Source organism: Rubripirellula tenax (genome assembly GCF_007860125.1).
GTDB classification, from domain to species: domain Bacteria; phylum Planctomycetota; class Planctomycetia; order Pirellulales; family Pirellulaceae; genus Rubripirellula; species Rubripirellula tenax.
Window position 1 is genome coordinate 1210162 of sequence record NZ_SJPW01000001.1, and the last position, 20161, is coordinate 1230322.

At 57.0% G+C, this 20161-nt stretch carries 14 protein-coding genes and 1 tRNA gene; 11 read left to right on the top strand and 4 right to left on the bottom strand.

Annotation, left to right across the window (positions count from 1 at the left end):
- Window positions 1–4 precede the first annotated feature (4 nt).
- A complete protein-coding gene (locus Poly51_RS04520) occupies window positions 5–1459 on the top strand; it encodes a DUF1501 domain-containing protein (protein ID WP_146454620.1) in 1455 nt (484 codons plus the stop codon).
- Window positions 1460–1490: 31 nt separating this feature from the next.
- Here Poly51_RS04520 and Poly51_RS04525 read toward each other — a convergent pair whose 3' ends face one another.
- A complete protein-coding gene (locus Poly51_RS04525; protein ID WP_146454622.1) occupies window positions 1491–3071 on the bottom strand; it encodes an adenylate/guanylate cyclase domain-containing protein in 1581 nt (526 codons plus the stop codon).
- A 356-nt stretch (window positions 3072–3427) separates the two neighbouring features.
- On the opposite strand from Poly51_RS04525, the gene Poly51_RS04530 reads away from it, so the two are divergent.
- The 3 genes from Poly51_RS04530 to Poly51_RS04535 all read left to right on the top strand — a co-directional run bounded on the left by Poly51_RS04530 (window position 3428) and on the right by Poly51_RS04535 (window position 5438).
- Entirely contained in the window at window positions 3428–4201 is a 774-nt protein-coding gene (locus tag Poly51_RS04530; protein WP_186775338.1) for a GAF domain-containing protein, read from the top strand.
- A gap of 548 nt (window positions 4202–4749) precedes the next feature.
- Window positions 4750–4983 (top strand): transposase, encoded by a 234-nt coding sequence (locus tag Poly51_RS31665; protein WP_315853653.1) that lies wholly within the window; start codon window positions 4750–4752, stop codon window positions 4981–4983.
- A complete protein-coding gene (locus Poly51_RS04535; protein WP_315853654.1) occupies window positions 4983–5438 on the top strand; it encodes a hypothetical protein in 456 nt (151 codons plus the stop codon). The genes Poly51_RS31665 and Poly51_RS04535 overlap by 1 nt, the downstream gene beginning before the upstream one ends.
- Before the next feature lie 30 nt (window positions 5439–5468).
- Here the strand turns inward: Poly51_RS04535 and Poly51_RS04540 are convergent, their stop codons facing one another.
- Window positions 5469–6230: a PEP-CTERM sorting domain-containing protein gene (locus tag Poly51_RS04540; RefSeq protein ID WP_146454626.1), complete on the bottom strand. Its 762-nt coding sequence runs from the start codon at window positions 6228–6230 to the stop codon at window positions 5469–5471.
- A gap of 720 nt (window positions 6231–6950) precedes the next feature.
- On the opposite strand from Poly51_RS04540, the gene Poly51_RS04545 reads away from it, so the two are divergent.
- Together Poly51_RS04545 and Poly51_RS04550 are read left to right on the top strand one after the other, a co-directional pair.
- Window positions 6951–7685, top strand: a complete 735-nt coding sequence (locus tag Poly51_RS04545; protein WP_146454628.1) for a hypothetical protein — start codon at window positions 6951–6953, stop codon at window positions 7683–7685.
- A 53-nt stretch (window positions 7686–7738) separates the two neighbouring features.
- Window positions 7739–8149 (top strand): hypothetical protein, encoded by a 411-nt coding sequence (locus Poly51_RS04550; RefSeq protein ID WP_146454630.1) that lies wholly within the window; start codon window positions 7739–7741, stop codon window positions 8147–8149.
- Window positions 8150–8505: 356 nt separating this feature from the next.
- Here the strand turns inward: Poly51_RS04550 and Poly51_RS30940 are convergent, their stop codons facing one another.
- A complete protein-coding gene (locus Poly51_RS30940) occupies window positions 8506–8919 on the bottom strand; it encodes a PEP-CTERM sorting domain-containing protein (protein WP_222435784.1) in 414 nt (137 codons plus the stop codon).
- A gap of 837 nt (window positions 8920–9756) precedes the next feature.
- On the opposite strand from Poly51_RS30940, the gene Poly51_RS04560 reads away from it, so the two are divergent.
- Window positions 9757–15375 carry a Calx-beta domain-containing protein gene (locus tag Poly51_RS04560; protein ID WP_186775339.1) on the top strand — a complete coding sequence of 1873 codons (5619 nt, stop codon included), beginning with the start codon at window positions 9757–9759 and terminating at the stop codon, window positions 15373–15375.
- Here Poly51_RS04560 and Poly51_RS04565 read toward each other — a convergent pair.
- Window positions 15376–15449, bottom strand: a tRNA-Arg gene (locus tag Poly51_RS04565).
- Here Poly51_RS04565 and Poly51_RS31545 point away from each other — a divergent pair.
- The 4 genes from Poly51_RS31545 to Poly51_RS04580 all read left to right on the top strand — a co-directional run bounded on the left by Poly51_RS31545 (window position 15422) and on the right by Poly51_RS04580 (window position 20079).
- A complete protein-coding gene (locus tag Poly51_RS31545; RefSeq protein ID WP_261344104.1) occupies window positions 15422–15553 on the top strand; it encodes a hypothetical protein in 132 nt (43 codons plus the stop codon). The two genes, Poly51_RS04565 and Poly51_RS31545, sit on opposite strands and share 28 nt — an antisense overlap.
- 10 nt (window positions 15554–15563) lie before the next feature.
- Window positions 15564–16883: a homoserine dehydrogenase gene (locus Poly51_RS04570; RefSeq protein ID WP_146454636.1), complete on the top strand. Its 1320-nt coding sequence runs from the start codon at window positions 15564–15566 to the stop codon at window positions 16881–16883.
- A 185-nt stretch (window positions 16884–17068) separates the two neighbouring features.
- Window positions 17069–17851 (top strand): ATP-binding cassette domain-containing protein, encoded by a 783-nt coding sequence (locus Poly51_RS04575; protein WP_146454638.1) that lies wholly within the window; start codon window positions 17069–17071, stop codon window positions 17849–17851.
- Window positions 17848–20079: an ABC transporter permease subunit/CPBP intramembrane protease gene (locus Poly51_RS04580; protein WP_146454640.1), complete on the top strand. Its 2232-nt coding sequence runs from the start codon at window positions 17848–17850 to the stop codon at window positions 20077–20079. The genes Poly51_RS04575 and Poly51_RS04580 overlap by 4 nt, the downstream gene beginning before the upstream one ends.
- The last annotated feature ends 82 nt before the right edge of the window (window positions 20080–20161 follow it).

Sequence of the window (20161 nt, forward strand, 5' to 3'; positions counted from 1 at the left end):
ATCGATGAAAGTGAAAACGATGTTTGAGAATCAAGACTTCGCCACATCAACGTCGCGACGACACTTTCTGGATCAATGCGGTGTCGGGCTGGGGAAAATCGCCGCTGCGGGATTGTTGACCCAGTCCATGACTGGCAGCGGCAATGCGGGCGAGCGGCCAAGTCCGTTATCCCCTATGTCGTCGCACTATCCCCCAAAAGCCAAAGCGGTGATCCATTTGTTCATGGCCGGCGCCCCCAGCCAGCTGGAACTGTTCGACCCCAAGCCGACGCTCTCGCAACTGGAAGGCAGCCCCTTGCCACCCTCGGTGATCGGTGACCAACGTTATGCGTTCATTCAACCGGACGCCGCCGTGCTGGGGCCTCAGTTCAAATTCGATACCTACGGCCAGTCCGGTGCAGTGCTGGGCGAACCGATGAAAGAGCTCGGCCGCGTCGCCGACGATATATGTTTCATTCGATCGTGTACCACGGACCAGTTCAATCACGCGCCGGCACAGATTTTCTTCAACACCGGCTTCTCGCAACCCGGCCGGCCCAGCATCGGATCATGGGCACTCTATGGCCTGGGCAGCGAAACGCAGGACTTACCCGCATTCGTTGTGATGAGCACCGGTGACGGGATCAGCGGCGGCACGACGTTGTGGTCCAGCGGATTCATGCCGACCGTCTACTCGGGCGTGCAATTTCGCAACGGCCGCGAACCGATCTTAAACGTGGCAACGCCTGACACCTTTGTCGATGAGATCCAACAAGACACGTTCGAATTGATCAACCGTTTGAACGAACGACGACTCGACAGCGTCGGAGACCCAGAAATTGCGACGCGGATGGCGTCTTACGAAATGGCGGCGAGATTGCAAACGTCTGCACCGGAGCTGATCAATTTCGGCGATGAAACGAAGGCGACGCTTGACATGTATGGCTGTGAGCCCGACAAGCCCTCGTTTGCCCGATCATGTTTGCTGGCGCGGCGGATGGTTGAACGGGGCGTCCGATTCATCAATATCTACCATTCGGGATGGGACGCACACAGCAACGTGAAAGGAAACACTGAAAGCCGCTGCAAAGAAACGGTCCAAGCAACTGCGGCATTGATCGAAGATCTGAAACGCTGCGGTCTGCTCGACCAGACTCTGGTGATTTGGGGCGGCGAGTTCGGTCGCACGCCGATGATTGAAACCAATCCGGCGCTGGGGCGAAAGGCGGGGCGCGACCATCATCCGCAAGCGTTCACCATGTGGATGGCCGGCGGGGGTGCGAAACCGGGGATCACCTACGGGGCAACGGACGAATTCGGATTCAACATCACTGAAAACCCGGTTCATGTCCACGACATCCAAGCCACGATCCTTAGACTGTTGGGTTTCGACCACGAGCGATTGACGTACCACCACGCCGGCCGAGACTTCCGCCTAACCGACGTTCACGGCCGGGCAATCGATGCGTTGATGGCGTGACAGCCGGTCTGCAAAGAAACGGTTCTCGTTGTCATGAGCCATTCTTCGGGGCGAAGAGTCGGAGTGGTTGGTCTTTCCCTTTGACGAGTTGGGGTGGCAGAGGAATCCACGCGGACGCATCGACCAAGGCTGACTTTGTTGATTCAGTGATCAACAGATTGTGGCCGGCTAGTTTTGTGGCCGCCTCGACTCGCGCGGCGACGTTGACGGTGTCACCGATCGCCGTGTACTCCTGGCGTTTGGGCGAACCGATACTTCCGACCACCGCGGGCCCCGTGTTGATGCCGATGCCGATTTGCAAGTCGTCCCAGCCGGCATCGTGAAAAAGAGACGTCGACTGCTGGACGCACGCCCGCAGCGCCATTGCTGAATCGACCGCATCCTGTGCATGACGCTGTGTGTTTGCTCCGACACCGAATATGGCCATGAATCCGTCGCCCAGAAACTTGTTGACCATCCCGCCGTGCGACTCCACGCATTCGACGGCTTCACGAAAAAACACGTTCAAGGCGGAAACGACTTCGCTGGGCGAATGGTTCGACGAGTACTGTGTAAAATTTCGTACGTCGACAAACATCACGGTGATGACTTGTTCGCGACCGGTCAACTGATCGCCTTGGCGGATGATCTGCCGAGCGGCTTCTTGGCCGACGTGACGGCCAAAGGTTTGCTGCAAATGCTCGCGTTGTCGCAATCCTTCGACCATCGAATTAAAACTGTTGATCAGGTGTCCGAATTCGTCGGCACAGAGCAGATCAATATGTATGTCCAGGTTGCCCGCTTCGACTTCCGAAGCGGCGCGGCGCAATTGCTGTACCGGCCGCACGACCAATTTGCCAAGCATCCAACTGGTGGCAAACCCGAATGCGATCGCAACCACGCCGACAGCAACCGCAAACCAGGGTGCCAGGTTTTCGTCATCCGGCAGCAGTAGGATCAGGACCAGCGAAATGACGGGACTGACCACCGACGACACGGTCCACAGAACGCCTCGCAGTGTGATGTTCAAGGGGATGATTCCAGGCACGCTAGCGGGCATCGTTTCGATCGTCGGATCTTCGGAAGAAAACACGACGGGAAACAGAGCGTGCTGAATCGCCAGTTCCACGGCAAAAAAACTGTGCGTCACCGCAATCATCGCTGCGATCAAAAACGATGTGACCAAATGAGCAATGACGACGCCCAGCAACGGTTCGGGCAAAACGTACAACGACGTGATGAAGACCGGAATGCAACTGAGCCATCCCAGGGACGCAACCAACAGAAACCACCAAGGCAGGTTGACGACGACCCGCTGAGCCCGCCGGAGCAGATCCGTCGACACCGGATTTCTCGCCAACAAATCGCGGTACACCGGTCGCACCCACACCAGTGGTAGCACAAAGCACAACACGGCAATCGGATAGATCAGCACGTTGAACCACAGTACGCAATCGTCGAATCGGATCCGCTGGGCATCCGACAAAATCGGAAAGATTTGGTTGCGGTTGTAGAGCACGTTGAACAGACTGCCGATCGCATTGGCAACCAACGGCGACGTGCAAACGAACAGCAAACCATGCCGCTGTAAAAAACTCCACTGCGGCTTCGCGCGATCTTGAAAGTCAGGCATCCGTCATCCAAGCAAACGTGTCTGAAAGCAACCGGAAACGATCTATGCCGCCAAACCGGACACAGTGCCGCCAAGTCTAGACGGAAAACAAATCGCCCAGTTGCAATGGCGAGCAAAACGATTCAGCTTGGCTTGCCATTCGGTCTCATCAAGACATACCTACACCCGAGCTCGAGGTGTCCGGTGACGAAGGCTCGCAGGCCTTACTTCCGATGAATCCATTTCGCCGGATATTTGTGTAAAACCTGCCCGAGCGTCCCAGCATGACGTAGGCTTTTGTGGGCGAATCCCTTATGTCTGCGAAATGGTGCTGGGAAATGCCCGTTTCGCGACATTCACCGTTTGGGGCAAATCAGATGCACGCCGTACACGCGCCGAGCGATCTCGTCGATCACATCTATCAGCTTTCCTTAAAAATCGTGGCAGGTGCTTCGCTAGCCGAATCGCTTGACTTCGTTTTCGAGTCCTTTGGCGATCTGGTTCCGTACGATCGTATCGGTTATGCCGAGATTGACGAAACCAAGAATATTGCTCGCGCGGTTTGGAGTCGATCAACGCACGGCACGCTGCTAAGGCACGGGTACGTCGCGTCCCTTCAAAACTCTTCGTTGTCGATCGTCTTGAAGTATCGACAGCCTCGGATTTTGAACAACCTGCCTGAGTATCTGGAGAAACGACCTGATTCGCGGTCGACGCAGCTTATCGTGAAGGAGGGAATCCGATCGTCCATGACCTGTCCGCTGTTCGTTCGCGACCGACCCCTGGGCATTCTTTTCTTTAGCAGTCGCCAGTGTGATGCATACGACGATTCGCACGTGGTGATCATCAAAGACATCTCGATCCACTTGGCGATGTTGTTGATGACGTCGCAACCCCTGGCGACTCTTCCTCCAGCGTCGCAACCCCAATCATCGCAAGCCGTGTGCGAACCGCCCCAGCGGGAAGACGAATTGTATTTTTCACAATTAAGACCGGGAATGCGTTTGGCCGATCCGATCCGTTTTGGAAACGGCGGACTGTTGCTTGCGTCCGAAACGGAGCTGACACAGGTGACGATCGATCGACTGGTTGCTTTGATGCAACAGGGTATCTTGAGCGTCTCGACGGTCCGCGTTCGCTACGATGCGTAGCGTTCCGCGATCGAGAATCCAATTCCCTCGCTTTGGCCCGATGTAGGTTTCTTTGCCCGCCTGCTCGATGTTCGTTTGCGTGATTGGCGTTGGCTTCGACGAGATGCGTTGCCGATTGATCAGTGCCGATGCGAAGTGCTTGTTATGATCCAACCAACTCGCCGCCGTTGGCGTCGCCGGTCGCACGAAAGTGTCGTTGGCAATCTGTGCGTTGGTCAGCACGGCGACTTCGTTGCCGAGAGAAACGCCGGTACGAATGATCGATAGCGCCGTTGTTGATTGAGGAGAAAAAGGGTCAGGAGCCGAATTGGTTGACTGGGCAATTTGGTTTCGCTACGTTGGTCGCAATCAAGTATTCGTAAGCTGGACCAAAAGCGATGCCACGACCGCCTCGTGCCGATGCCGCCGGTGAGATCTACCACGTGCTGAACCGTGGGAGAAAAAGTCAGGAGTGGGGGAAAAAGGGTCAGGAGCCGAATTGGATGACTGGGCAATTTGGTTTCGCTACGTTGGTCGCAATCAAGTATCCGTAAGCTGGACCAAAAGCGATGCCACGACCGCCTCGTGCCGATGCCGCCGGTGAGATCTACCACGTGCTGAACCGTGGAAACGGACGACAGGCTGTGTTCCACAAGAATGTCGACTATGAGGCGTTTGAGCGGGTGCTAATCGAAGGGCTCCAGAAGTTTCCAGTCCACCTGTTTGCTTACTGCTGGATGCCTAATCACTGGCACATGGTGCTTTCGCCCCAGCGAGACGGGGCGATGAGCCGATTGATGTGATGTATTGGGTGACCATGACGCACACCGCCCGACACCACGCCCACTACCACCAAAGCGGCTACGGTCATCTGTACCAAGGCCGCTACAAAAGCTTTCCGGTCCAGAGCGACGAACCTTTTTTCGTTGTCTGCCGCTATGTCGAGCGGAATGTCTTGGCGGCTGGACTGTGCTGCAAAGCGGAAGATTTGCGTTTTGGTAGCCTTCACAACTGGTCGCACACAGGCGGTTCACTTGTTCCACTGAGTCGCTGGCCGATGTCTCGCCTTCCCGGATGGATTGAGCGTGTCAACCACCCGGTTAGTGAGAAGGAAGAAGAGCAACTGAGGCGAGCGATCGATCGGGGGCAACCCTTTGGAGACGCCGGTTGGGTCGAAACGACCGCCCGCCAATACAACCTCGAGTCCACCCTCCGCAAACGGGGCCGCCCGCGGAAGTTTGCCCAATCCACCAATTAAGCTCCTGACCCTTTATCTCTCTCTGACCCTTTATCTCTCTTTTATCCTCTCCTGACCCTTTATCCTCTCCCGAAACTTGATCAGCCCAACCGCCAACCCTGCGGCGGCAAGGAAGAGAAAGCTCGATGGCTCTGGGACTGCGGTAGCGAAGCTGATCTGGCTAATTTTAAGAGTACCTTGCGATGGAATGCCCTCTATATCGAGAGTCAGGTTGTACGCGTTCGACAAATCGGCGTTGCTCAGTCCGGACATCGGAACCAATACTTGAAAAGGCGCGAACGATTCGAATATAGAAAACGCGACTGAATCCGAGCCCGTCGTTGATGAAACTCTGAGTAACGCATCCACAGGCCCAACGCCAAAAATAGGCGGACCAACGCCAAAACTAGGCGTACCGCCAAATCCCGCGTGCTCAAAATCGATTACGTAATTGCTGTTGGCGTACTGGGAGATGTCGAAGGTTTCGACGCCATTTCCAGGAAGGTGAGTCAATTCTATTCGACCGCGATCGTTTGGAGGGAGTTGGAAGCTCAACGAAGGCATGTACCGCAACGATCCCGTGCCAGACGTGTCAACCATCGAAAAAAGGGGGCCAGAATCCCTCTCAGCTCGCAATGTTAACGTACGTTTTCCAAATAGGACTTCGTTTGGATCAAGTCCGCCGATAGATGATGAACCGGCGACGTTTGATCCTGTGGACACGACTTGGCTTCCGACGCGGAAGCTATCGATGACGACCGCAGAAACGGGGATCTGAAAAACCACGACAATTAACAGACTCAGGCTACGCATCGATGACCTCTCGATTCGAAGTAATTGGGCTTCGCAATTTTTCAACTCCAAGAAATTACTATCCGTAACGCTGGCATGCATTGCGTTGGCGTCGAGTTGACTTCTATCGGGTTTGGGATGTGACGAACAGGTCAACACCGGCAAGATCGGCAACCTCACGTTCGCCAATCGCGTTAACCGGAAGGAAACGCTTTGCGTGGGGTCAGGCTCGGGTTTCGGGTTTCAAGTGAGTCCGGGTAAGGTGCTTGCGTGCCACGCACCGCTACGGCTCGCTTAGGGGCGGCGTCTGGTGCGTGACGAGCACGCACCCTACCTGGACTGCGCGGTCGCCGACTCGCGGCCGCGATTTTTGGCCCGAGCCAGTCGAATCGAGGGCCAACGGTCGAATGCTCAGCAATTCGTCCTAGCCGACCTCCGCCATCAGGAAACATCAAAGTGCCCTGTCTCCAGTCGTTTCTCACGCGATGAAAAGGCTGATCGTGTAAACTACATCGCTCGATCGACGGACACGTGTGCTGGCGTGGCATTGGATGGACTGGCTTTGAACTTGAATGGCTCGGATACGTGACGCAAGAAGACTTTTCGCCGAGCATTGAAGTTCGTTACCAGTTCTTCCCGACTCCTTGGGCTGACGGGGTTTCGCGTAGGGTGTTTGAGCTGCTGATTGGTCCCGACAAAGTGTACCCTGCAACGAAGTGGGGGAACGAAGGGAAACAGAGTTTGCCAAAGGATCTGGCTGAAGTGATCGACTATCTGACCCAATGGTACGATGCGTCGCACAAGGGGAATCGCATCCCACTGTTCGCCGACCAACGGATGTCCGATTTGTCGACCGAGCGTTACTACTTTAACCTGCTGCGTTCCGAATGGGGTGACCACTCGAGGTTTGGGGAGTTGCTGTTTTGGGCGAAGCACCTGGATCTAATCTTCCCGGCGCGGAGTGCGACGAGCGAGCAAGTGATGCACGCGATCACGGAAGTGGCTGTCATCACCGCAGCGCCTCTTGTTTCGATTGACTACCGGCGAAGCACAAAGGAGCGTACGATCACGCTTGACTCTCGCCGCGAATGCACTCGCGTCGTCCAAGGCACCATTCACGGCAGCGCCTCGATGGGTCCGTGGCGAGGATTGCATCGAATTCCCTGGCGGCTTGTTCTGGGCAAGCACATCGCTGCCACGATTGGCCAGGACAGGCTTCGTCGACTTCCTTCGGACCAAGCAATCGAATTCGGAAACGGCATCTGGATTCTGCAAACGTCAGTCCATCCCGCCGACTCAATCACCGACGAAGGCCGCGCTGTCGAACGCCAAATCATCGACGTATTGGGACCACAATTCTTCGCCTGTACCGAGCGGAATGAATTGGCGAAAGTGAAGCCTGAGTTTCCTGTGGACCTGATTCCACAGGATTCGAGCTTGTATGAACGGTACGGCGAAAGGTTGAAGCCGCTGTAGAAGTCGTGTCGACCAGTCGTCGAAATGCACCTATAGAAAATCTTGAGAACGCCGTGACCAGCAAAGCAAAAACAGAAACCCTAGCCGAATCCGAATCTACCAAACGCAAACGCCGTACACGCTTCACGATGGTTCTGCGTCGCGTGCATTTGTACGCGGGATTGTTTCTGCTGCCTTGGGTTTTTCTGTACGGCATCACTGGCGCGATGCTCAATCACTACGGTTTGTTCACGGATTCAAATATCGTTTCCGTTCCCTCGTCTACGCTCGCTGACTCGGCATTGGAAAACTTTCCGTCTGCTGATGCGCCGGGCGATCAGGTGATGGAACAACTTCGGATCGCGTCGCCAGGAAACGCTTTGCGTGGGGTCAGGCTCGGGTTTCGGGTTTCAAGTGAGTTCGGGCAAGGTGCTTGCGTGCGACGCACCGCTACGGCTCGCTTAGGGGCGGCGTCTGGTGCGTGACGAGCACGCACCCCACCCTGGACTGCGCGGTCGCCGACTCGCGGCCGCGATTTTTGGCCCGAGCCAGTCGAATCGAGGGCCAACGGTCGAAAGCTCAGCATTTCGTCCAAGCCGACCTCCGCCATCAGGAAACATCAAAGTGCCCTGTCTCCAGTCGTTTCTCCCCAGTCGTTTCCCCAGTCGTTTCCCCTGTCGTTCCCCAGTCGTTCCCCAGTCGTTCCCCAGTCGTTCCCCAGTCGTTTCCCAGTCGTTTCCCAAGCGGACACGTCAAAACGGCGCAGGAGAATCGACTGTCATCTCTCCCCAGACGCATTCGGGTGAGAGGTGACAGATCCGTACTCGAGGTTGCAGGACCGCTACGTTTTCCGTCGACTGCGTCGGGTAACGATACCCGCTGCGGCGATCAGCAGGATCGCCGAGGATGGTTCTGGCACGGCTTTGACATCTAGTATCAGTGTCACTCCGCTTGCCGGTGTATCACCAAACACCCCGGCCGAATTGGTTGCGACAGGTTGACTACCTGCAATTGCGATCAATCCAGACGACAAATTTAGATCGATCAACGCGACTGCGTTCAGATTGAAATCGATATCGGTATTATCGGGGAACCCTGAGGAAACTGTCCCGCTGCCGTACACGTTTCCGCTTGCCAAATCACCAAAGTTTGCGGTCCCAGCCGTCAACGCGGGGATGGATCCTGCATACGAATGAAATGAGATCGTGACATCTTCGAATCGACCGACATCGCCGCCGGAATTCGCACGCAGCACGGCAGACGTAATCGTACCATTGATCCCGGATAAATCGAAAATCGCATAATCCCGAAATTCAAAATTAGGATTCGAAATGAAAGAGCCTACCGCGTATTCATTGCGCAAGTGAAATGCTCCGTGTTGAGTATAAGATCCGACATCTGTCGCTCCAAGGCTCACTGGTGCCGCGTGCATTTGGCCGCCACTGAATAACGTGCCGATTACCGCAATGAGTAGAGTCAATTTCATGCTGATTACTTATAGAAGACTATCGTAGATGACTATCGATAATTCGATAGCTAAATCGCAGCATAGCCATCATCAATCGAGCACGCAATCATTTTTCATCTGCTTACAATTCGGCTTGCTCCAATTGAACAATGTAGTCAGGCACTATTTGCAACATTTCCATCAACGACCCTTGATCCCTTTGACGTTTCCTTACGCTGACGATGCACTGGCAATACTTCTTGAGAGCTATTTGGGGACAGAGAGCTATTTGGGGACAGGGCACCTTGAAACGCTTTGCGTGGAGTCAGACTCGGGTTTCGGGTTTCAAGTGAGTTCGGGTAAGGTGCTTGCGTGCCAAGCACCGCTACTGCTCGCTACCGCTACTGCTCGCTTAGGGGCGGCGTCTGGTGCGTGACGACCACGCACCCTACCTGGACTGTCCCCAGTCGTTCCGGTCCCCAGTCGTTCCGCGTGGTCAGAACCGGCTGAATCCACGTCGCCGGGCGACTAGTGCGCAGCTTCGCCAGTCGCTACCGTTTACGCATTCCCCGCACTCGGTTTTAGATGCGACTAGAATGCGCGGTGCGCGTGGGAGTTGATGCGAAACCCAACCCGAGGATGCTGATGAACCGCCGTTTGTGGAATAAGCCTTCCCGCCCCAACCGTAGAACGACTCGAAAAGCCCGATTCGAATTGCTCGAGGGTCGCCGCGTTCTGGCGGCGATCGCCAGCGGCCAGTTGGTCAGCGACTCGGTCGACACCGGGGCGAATCAAACCGACAGCTACACGTTCTTTCTGGCTGTCGGTGATTCGGTACGTGTTTCGGTGGGTGAATCGGCTTCCAGCAGTGCGTCGCCGAAATTGGAACTCTTGGGTCCGGAATCGTTCGTCGTCGATTCCGACACCGGTAGCTCCGAAGCGCTGATCCAATTGAGCAACGTCACCACCGCGGGCACCTACACGGCCGTCGTTTCGGATGACAACAACGACCAATCACTCGACTATCGGATTCGTCTGTTTGTGACGCCCGCCAGCACCACACTGGTTGGATCGCTCGACGGCGTCTTAGAAAACGATACGCCGCTCAGCCGCGCGGTTTCTGTCGGTGGATTCAATGTCTTTCAGTTTCGCCCGGTCGTGGGCGGCCCCCTGTCGGTCGCGGTCAACGAGACGCCCGCCAATCCCGCCCCCACGTCGGCGTCGCCGAAGATCGAAGTGTTCAACAGTGCCGGCGATTTGATCGCCATGGATATCGATACGCAAACGGCACAAATCAATATCGCCAGCGTCACCACGTCTGACATCTACACGGCGATCGTCAGCGACGAAACCAACGATCGTGGCTTTGCTTTTTCGATTCGTGCAACCGGAATTCAAAGTCTGAATAACGTGTCGCCGACGGTCAGTGACATCGCCGATTTGACCGTAGCGGTCGGTACGACGATCGATCCGATCGCTTTCACGATCGGCGATACGGAAACCAATCCAAACAACCTGACCGTTGCCGTCACTTCGTCGAACACGAATGTTGTGCCAGCGACGGGGATCTCGCTCTCAGGAACGGGCGTCAATCGCCAAGTATCGATCGTTCCGGCGACCGGCCAAACGGGCGCTTCGACGATCACCGTGACGGTCACCGACGGCGCCGGGGCGACCGCGACGGATACATTCGAGCTTACGGTTGAAGTCCCCAACACGGATCCAACCCTTTCCGATATCGCGGATGTCGCGGTGATTCAGGGATCCGCAATCGATCCGATCACGTTCACGATCAACGATGCCGAAACACCCGCCGCGACGCTGAATGTTTCGTTCACTTCCACGAACGCCGCGCTGCTGCCCGCTTCGGCGATCACTTTGGCCGGCAGCGGTGCGAACCGCCAGATGACACTTGCACCCGTCGTCGGCCAGTTCGGATCGACAATGGTCACCGTAACCGTTACCGACGCGGGCGGAAAAACGGCGTCGGATACGTTCAGTGTGACGGTCGCGTCGAACAACGGTGCGCCGACCATTTCGAACATTGCCAACGTGACCGTTCCCTTCGGATCGCCAAGCGATGCGATCCGTTTTTCCGTCATCGATGGCGAAACGGTCCCCGAAGCACTCACCGTTTCATTCACTTCATCGAATGTCGCCCTGGTGCCGCAAACGGGATTCGCGCCCAGTGGCACCGGATCGAACCGCCAAGTTGTCATCACTCCCAATGCGGGCCAATCCGGTACATCGATCATCACCGTGACGGTGACGGACGCAAGTGGATTCACCGGTTCGGACACTTTTATACTGACCGTTACACCGGAGAACGTCGGTCCAACAATTTCGGAAATCGCTGATCAATCGGTCGAGGTGGGCACCACGTCGGCCGATGTCAACTTCACGATTGCCGATGACACCACGGCGACGGACAGTTTGGGTATCGCGCTGACATCGTCGGACGAAACGTTCTTGCCGACGGCGAACGTGGTGCTATCGGGAACCGGCGCTGTCCGAACGTTGACGCTGACGCCCGTTGCCGACGTCCTGGGTTCGTCGGTCGTGACCGTGACGGTTACAGATGCCGACGGCGTCGCGTCGGTCCAGACGTTTACGTTCGAGGTCGTTCCGGATCCGAACGAGTTGCCGACGATCTCCAGCGTTCCCGACTTGACGCTGTTTGCGGGAAACTCCGTCACTGGGATTCGATTCACGATCGGCGATTTGCGAACGACTGCCGCCGAACTGGTCGTCACCTCCACTGCGTCGGACACCGGATTGATCGCCCCGGAAGGTTTTGAGTTTTCCGGCGAAGGGGCCACTCGTTTCTTGTCGATCACTCCGACGGGAACGCAAACGGGCACCTCCACCATCACCGTTACGGTGACCGATGGTGACGGTTTTGTTGCGACCGAAACGTTTGATGTGACTTTGGTTGACTCGCCATCGATCGGAATCATGCCTGCGACCGGCGCGTTCGTCGATCCAGATGATCGCCCGGGACTTGGTCCGCAACCCACATCGTGGCAGCAGCAACGCAGCGAGATCCGTGAGCTGGTGATCGATTTCCCGTTCGCCCTTTCCAGCTTGACCATTGATCAGTTTACGATTGTCAATCGTGGCGTGAACGCGGACATCGACATGGATACCGTGGTCACCCTTCGCGATGATCAACTGACCCTATCGGCAGACGGACGCCGCGCGACGCTCGCGATCGAAAGTGGTCAGCTGCGTGACGGAGCGTATTCGTTGCTGTTCTCCGGCCGAGGCCGAGGAGGTTCATTCACCGATGGAAGTCCAGCGATCGGCGATTTCCGAATCGATGCGACTTCTGAAAACGGGCTTTTCGTTTTGGAAGGCGACTGGAACGGCAGCGGCGACGTCACCAACGATGACTTCGCAACGTTTGTTTATTGGTTCGGCAGCCAGTCGCCGTCGGCGCCCCAGTATGTGGACACGAACGGCTCGGGAGCGGTCAACATTCAAGATTTCGTCCCCTTCGCGAACAACTTCGGCAAACAGATCGCGTTCCCAGGCACAGGTTCGGCGTCAAACAACACCGACGGTGGAACCGAGATGCCGGGAGCAATCAATAGCTCGGCGGTGCTCGATTTCCTGCCTGTCGGCATCGACGTGGTCGAGCAAACCGATGGGTCCAGCTTGGCCGTCGTCGAAGGCGGTCAAACCGTGCGCGTGAACGCTTCGATCACTTCGTCGGAGTTGCCCGTGCTGGGGTTCCAACTGAACTTCGGCAATTCAACAACAGAGCTCGGCTTTGCGAACTACGACGCCGGATCCGACTTTACGTTCGCGGCCGACCCGACGCTCGACTCGGCATCCGGCGACCGATTCGTCAGCGGCGGAGCGACCACGGCGTTTTCGGTTCCTCCGACGCGATCCTTCGGCAGCTTCGACGTCACCATACCCACCGATCCCGGCTTCTATCGTTTGACGGCTGCGTTCACCGATGGCGATGAAACTGAAAATTCTCTGCTCGCGACTGCCGACGACCAATCGCTCGCGATCACCGATTTTGGCGACTTGGTGTTTCAAGTCTTCGGCGACGTACCGACTCTGTCGCTGGCCGAATCGACCCAAGTCGTCGGCGAAAGCGACGGACTGGTCGCATTCGATGTCACGCTTTCCAAAGCGTCGGTATTTGACATTACCGTTCCGTACGCGGTCTCCGGCACCGCGACCGCCGAAGACGACTATCTGGTCCCACGCGGTTCGATCGTGATTCCCGCCGGGCAAACGCGAGCAGCCATTTCGATCGGTTTGGTCAATGATCAAATCGCCGAAGCCAACGAAACGCTTATCGTCACCATCGGCACGCCGATTGGTGCAAGCGTCGCGGGTAATTTGATTCACACCGCAACGATCGACGACGATGATTCGACCGCGGTCGATCGCCCGACCGTGTCGATCAGCCCGGCGTCGCAACAAGTCGCCGAGAACGCATCGTCGCTGATGTTCAACGTCAACCTTTCACAAGCGACGACGGTGCCGGTGACGGTTTCCCTGTCGTACGGTGGTACGGCCGTCGTCGGCGAAGATTATCAAGCGGCGCCAACGTCGGTGGTGATCCCGGCAGGCGAAACGACCGCCGTCGTCATGATCAACGTGATTGACGATGACATCTTCGAATCGACGGAAACGCTGATCGCGACGATCGGCTCGCCCGTGAACGCGGCGCTCACTGGAAACTCCGTCTACACGGCCTCCATCACCGATGATGACGACGACACGCAAGTGATTGTGCCAACCGTTTCGGTGGATCCAGGATTTCAAACGGTTCTGGAGAACGTCGGCTCACTCTCCTTCGCGGTCACGCTGTCGGCTGTTTCCGAAACCGATGTCACGATTCCCTTCACGGTGACCGGCACCGCCACGGCGACCGACGATTACACGGCGCCCGTGTCACCGTTGCTGATCCCCGCGGGTCAAACGTCGGCAACGTTGTCGATCGCGATTGTTAACGACGGCATGGCCGAGCCCGACGAAACGATCGTTGTGACGCTCGGCGAACCGACCGGCGCGACGCTGGCCGAAAACAGAGCTCACACGGCAACCATTGCCGCCAACGACGACGTGATTGTTACTCCGACCGCCACTTTCTCGATCGCCGCAACGTTGGCCGACCAAGCCGAAGGCGATATCGGGACGACACCGTTCACCTTCACGGTCACCCGCAGCGGAAACACGTCGGGTGAGTCCACGATCAACTACTCGGTGACCGGTACGACGGACGCCGGCGCCGACCCCAATGATTTCGCCGCGGATGAATCTGGCGGCGAACTTCCGTCAGGATCCGTGATGTTCGCGGACGGCGAAACGTCCGCCACGATCACCGTCAGCGTCTCCGGTGATACGACCGTCGAATCGACCGAACGGTTTTTGGTCACGATCGTCGATCCGTTATCGGAAGTCCCGGTCGCAGCCGGTCAAGCGGAAGGCGTCATCCGTGACGACGATCGCGTGTCGTCGGGCGTTCGTTACATCCGACCCGCACAAGTCGTCGGCTTGCACGTGGTGCCGGGTGATGACGTGACCACGGTGATCATGTTTCAAGCGATGGCCACAACGTCGGTCACGGTAACACCGGTCTCGACGGCTTCGTTGACCGAGAGCATTCGCATCATCAACCGCAACCTGGAAACGATCAGCACGTTTGTCGGCGGTGTGGCCGAAGCATCCGTCGAGGCGGGCAACCTGTACGCGATCATCATCGACGGTCGCACCCAGACTCGGACGTACTCGGTTCGATCGTCGATGGGTGATTCTTCGCTTGCGAGCGCTCTATCGAATAACTTCATCGAACCGACCGACACTAACGCCGACGGCGAAACGACGGCTCGTGACGCGCTGCTGGTGATCAACGAACTGGCCCGCACGTCGACGCGCGGCGAGGCTGAGTCTCTGGCCGGTGATCGACCGATCTCATTCCCCGATGTCAACGGTGACCAACGCGTTTCGGCAAGGGATGCGTTGATGGTGATCAACCAACTCGCTCGCCAACGAGTCCAATCGACCATGTCGGCCACCCAGCCGACCGGGATCCGATTTACAACGTTGATGGAGTTCGAAAATGACTCATCAACGGATTCACCCGGCACCATCGATGCCGGAGTGCAAACCGGTGTGGAAGCCGACAAAATCGCCGCCTTCGACACTCCATCACCGCTCGTGCCGGCCACGGTCGATGTGGTCATGTCGACCCTCGACGCGGCGATTTCGGATGATGTCACCGGCGATGGAGAAAACTAGCACGCCCGGCAGGATTCGAACCTGCGACCGCCGCATTAGAAGTGCGATGCTCTATCCAACTGAGCTACGGGCGCCCGCGGCCGTGATTGTGACCGGATTGACGGTCGTTGGCAATGAGTTGCGGGACTTTGGAAAGCCCATGCCGACACGGGTCGCGGACTCGGGACTGCCCGATTAAGATCCTCAGCATGGAAAAAACAAACATCGCAATCGTTGGGATGGGCACCGTCGGCACCGGCGTTGCCCGCTTGCTGCTGGATCACGGCGACCGCACGTCGCGTCACGCCGGACGCATTCTGTGGCTGAAAAAAGCCGTCGTTCGTGACCTGTCCAAGCCGCGCGATATCGATTTGCCCGACGGAGTCGTGACGGACTCGATTGCCGACGTGATCAACGATCCCGAGATCACCGTTGTGGTGCAGTTGATCGGCGGTCTCGAACCCGCGCGGACGATCATGTTGGACCTGATGGCGGCCGGCAAGGACATCGTCACCGCGAACAAAGCACTGTTGGCCCAACATGGCCCCGAATTATTCAACCGAGCCCGCGAACTCGGTCGGACCATCGCCTTCGAAGCATCCGTTGCTGGCGGCATCCCGATCATTGCCAATATCAGCCAGTGCTTGTCGGCCAACCAGATTGTGTCGCTCGAAGGCATCCTAAACGGCACCAGCAACTTCATCGTCACTCAAATGGACGAGCGTAGTGCGTCGTACGACGACGTCGTTCGCCAGGCCCAAAAACTGGGCTACGCCGAAGCCGATCCGGCGATGGACGTTGACGGAAGTGACGCGGCCCAGAAGTTGGCGATCCTGGCACACTTGGCATTCGGTGCAACCGTCGACTGGAATGACATTCCGCGCGTTGGCATCGATGGGTTGGCCGCCGATGATTTGCGATACGCCCGACAACTGGGTTACCGCATCAAACTGCTGGGGGTCGCGAAACTTGCCGAAGACGGACTTGAACTTTCGGTCGGCCCGACATTGGTCAAGATCGGGACACCGCTTGCCGAAGTCCGCGACGCGTTCAACGCCATCCGCGTGATTGGCGATGCGGTCGGACCGGTGTTCTATCACGGGCTGGGCGCCGGCCAGATGCCCACCGCTTCGGCGGTTGTTGCCGACTTGATCGACACCGCTGTTGGTCGTACTCGATTGACGTTTCAAACGTTGGAGTATTTTTCGATCGACCAGCCACCGCGAGTCAAACTACGCGACGCGGATACGTTGGTCGGACGCTATTACTTCCGACTGCCGGTTTCGAATCATCCGGGAACGCTGGCTTCGATCGCAACGGTCCTTGCCAAGCACGGCATTTCGATCGCCTCGGTCATTCAGCACGAATCGCCCGGCGATGATAACGAAGCCGATGTGACGATCGATCCGGTTACGCTGGTTGTGATGACGCACGCGGCAACCGCCGGGGCGGCCCGCAAAGCGACGGACGAGATCGAGTCGTTGTCGACGGTGACCGGACCGGTCGTTCGCTTGCAAGTCAAAGACTAGGCCCCCACCCACCGATGCGTGCGACGTACGCGTCGTACCGGTTAATCGGGCGAGGCCCCTTCGAATAGCTCATCTTCACCGACTCGGATGCTTCGCAGATCCCGTCGGCAAGCTAACCTCAACAATGAGCGAGTGCCGAAGTGCGCGCTCTCGATTCGCTTCTGCGCTCCTGAAAAGAGATGGCCGTGATCCACGTTCAACACCTGACAAAGACCTACGAGGATCTGAGCCGGGGAACTTTCGTGGCAGTCGACAGCGTCTCATTTTCGGTGAAGCCGGGCGAAATCTTTGGATTGCTCGGCCCCAACGGTGCTGGCAAGACGACCGTCATGCGGATCCTATCGACGGTGTTGACGCCGACGTCGGGTATCGCGACCGTCGCCGGTTACGACGTGATTCGCGACGCGGCGGAAGTCCGCCGTAACATCGGTTTCGTCAGCAACAATACCGCCATCTACGACCGCATGACGGCGTGGGAAATGGTCGACTACTTCGGCCGATTGCACGGGATGCCCAAGGCCCAACTCAAAGAGCGGCTCGAAACGCTGTTCACCCAGCTTCGCATGAATGAGTTTCGCGACGTTCCGGGATCAAAGATGTCGACCGGGATGAAGCAAAAAGTATCGATCGCCCGCGCGATGGTGCACGATCCGCCGGTGCTGATTTTCGATGAAGCCACCCTTGGGTTGGACGTCTTGGTTGCCCGCAACCTACTAAGCGTTGTTCGCACACTTCGCGATTCCGGCAAGTGCTTGATCTTCTCGACGCACATCATGAGCGAGGTCGAACGGCTTTGCGATCGCATCGCGATCATGCACCGAGGCCGAATTTTGGATTCGGGAACGTTGGTTGAATTGCGGTCACGCCATCAAGAAGACGACTTCGAAGAATTGTTCTTCGGGCTGCTGAGCCGTCACGAACAAACTGAACTCGACGAATTGGTCGACATGCAAGGAGCAGCGCTATGAGCGTGAACTCCGAAGAGAAACGGAAAGCAGCTCGCAAGGCGGGCAAACCGCGATTGTCGGCCGTATGGTTGATCTATGCGCGAGAAATGCGAGACCAACTTCGCGATCGCCGAACGTTATTCACGATCGCCATTTTGCCGATCCTGCTTTATCCGCTTGTCGGGACGCTGTTGCTGCAGATCGCACAATTCACACGGCAACACCAAACGTCCGTTTGCGTCGTCGGAACCGACCACCTTGAAGACGTGCCACCACTGATCGATCCCGAATCGCGAACGTTTGCGGAAGGATTGACCGACCATGACGAACGCTTGGAATTGATCACGTTCCATTGGAAAGAAGCTTCGATCACCGGCGATCTTGACGAAAAAACCGCAGGCTGGGTTCGCGACGGCGCGTTTGATGTTGTGTTGGTCATTCCGCCCGAATTTGCCGACGCCGCAAAACGCTCAAGTGATGAATTGGCGTCCGTGCGATTACTCTACAACGTCGCATCCGACCAATCGATGGTGGCGCGCGACCGTGTGACACGCATCCTGACGAACTGGCAAAGTGGTTGGGTCAAGAATCGGCTGGTCGACTCGGGCATCGACATCCGGATGCTTTCGCCCTTCAAACTGTCCGACATTGACATTGCGCCCGAACGCACACGAGAAACGGCGCTGTGGAGCAAACTGCTGCCGTTCATCATGTTGGTGTGGGCGATGACAGGAGCCTTTTACCCGGCGATCGACTTGGTGGCCGGCGAGAAAGAGCGTGGGACGCTGGAAACGTTGCTGTGCAGTCCTGCACTGCGAAGCGAAATCGTGTGGGGGAAACTCGGCGCAGTGACCACCTTCAGCATGCTGACCGCGATTTTGAATTCGCTCAGCATGCTGGTGACCAGTTCGTTCGTGTTCAAACAGATCGGCGTCGGCGGAACCATCGGCGCACCGCCGATCGTGCCAATGCTGTGGTTGTTGGTTGCGCTAGTGCCGCTGTCGTCGTTGTTCAGCGCTTTGGCGCTCGCCGTCGCCGCGATGGCTCGCAGCAGTAAAGAAGGCCAATACTATTTGATGCCGCTGATGATGGTGACGTTGCCCTTGGTGATGTTGCCGATGTTGCCCGGCACCACACTGACGGGCGGAACCAGTCTGATTCCGGTAACCGGCATGTTCTTGATGGTTCGCGCCTTGGTCGAAGGTCAGTATGCCCACGCACTTTGGCACTTACCGATGGTCGCTTGTGTGACCGCAGGATGCTTGTGGTTGGCGGTATCGTGGGTTCGGCGGCAATTCGAAGACGAAGCTGTCCTTTTTGGCGGCAGCGACCAATGGGAACTTCGCGGCTGGGTTCGTCACCTTTGGCGGGATCGACAAACCGCGGCGACTCCGGCGCAAGCGTTTGCTTGCGGTGCGATGATTTTGGTTGCGTTGTTTTTCGGAAAACTCGCCGTCACCGAAATGCCGACCACGATTGCCGGATTTTCCAAACTGATCCTGTTGCCACAAATCGGCATGATCCTGGCGCCGGCTTTATTGATGGCGACCATGATGACGACGTCGCTGCGGAAGAGTTTGCGAATTCGCATGTCACACTGGACAACGCTGCCGATGGCCGTGTTGTTGGGAGTCACGCTACACCCGTTCTATGTGATGCTGGCCCAATGGATCAGCTTCACCTATCCGATCAGCGAACAAGCCATCGAAGCGATGAAACCGTTCACCGATCAAATCGCATCAGCACCTTGGTTGACGGTCGTGTTCTTGATGGCGTTCGTACCCGCCGTGTGTGAAGAACTTGCGTTCCGCGGATTCATTTTTGGCGGGCTGGTTCGTGAACGTCACCACCTACGCGCCGTGATGATTTCGGCATTGATGTTTGGGATTTCGCACGGCGTGTTACAGCAATCGATCGCGGCGACCGTGATGGGATTGCTGCTGGGATTCATCGCCCTTCGGACGGGAAGCGTCCTGCCCGGAATTTTGATTCACTTCACCAACAATGCGTTGTCCGTTTCGATGGAACGAATCGCGGACGGTTCCTGGCAAGGCGCGTCCATCTTTTTAACTTCGACGGAAACGGGACCGGCCTATCAGCCGATTTGGATCGTCTGCAGTATTGGTATCGCGATCACATGTGTCCTGTATTTCGCTACCCTGCGTCCCGATGCTCATGATGCGGAATCCGATGGGCTGGAAAGCGACGCCGAAATGATCGATCCGACAGCCCGCTTGCTGGTCGGATAATCGCCGGAACATTAGGATACGGACTCTGGTGCGAATGGGCGGCACGCCCATTTTGCAATCCCTTGCCTTTAAATGGGTCCGT

Bases quoted from the DNA above. Each gene is read 5' to 3' on its own strand.
- Poly51_RS04520 (WP_146454620.1), top strand. From the start codon at position 5: ATGAAAGTGAAAACGATGTTTGAGAATCAAGACTTCGCCACATCAACG.
- Poly51_RS04525 (WP_146454622.1), bottom strand. From the start codon at position 3,071: ATGCCTGACTTTCAAGATCGCGCGAAGCCGCAGTGGAGTTTTTTACAG.
- Poly51_RS04530 (WP_186775338.1), top strand. From the start codon at position 3,428: ATGCACGCCGTACACGCGCCGAGCGATCTCGTCGATCACATCTATCAG.
- Poly51_RS31665 (WP_315853653.1), top strand. From the start codon at position 4,750: ATGCCACGACCGCCTCGTGCCGATGCCGCCGGTGAGATCTACCACGTG.
- Poly51_RS04535 (WP_315853654.1), top strand. From the start codon at position 4,983: ATGTATTGGGTGACCATGACGCACACCGCCCGACACCACGCCCACTAC.
- Poly51_RS04540 (WP_146454626.1), bottom strand. From the start codon at position 6,230: ATGCGTAGCCTGAGTCTGTTAATTGTCGTGGTTTTTCAGATCCCCGTT.
- Poly51_RS04560 (WP_186775339.1), top strand. From the start codon at position 9,757: ATGAACCGCCGTTTGTGGAATAAGCCTTCCCGCCCCAACCGTAGAACG.
- Poly51_RS31545 (WP_261344104.1), top strand. From the start codon at position 15,422: ATGCTCTATCCAACTGAGCTACGGGCGCCCGCGGCCGTGATTGTGACC.
- Poly51_RS04570 (WP_146454636.1), top strand. From the start codon at position 15,564: ATGGAAAAAACAAACATCGCAATCGTTGGGATGGGCACCGTCGGCACC.
- Poly51_RS04580 (WP_146454640.1), top strand. From the start codon at position 17,848: ATGAGCGTGAACTCCGAAGAGAAACGGAAAGCAGCTCGCAAGGCGGGC.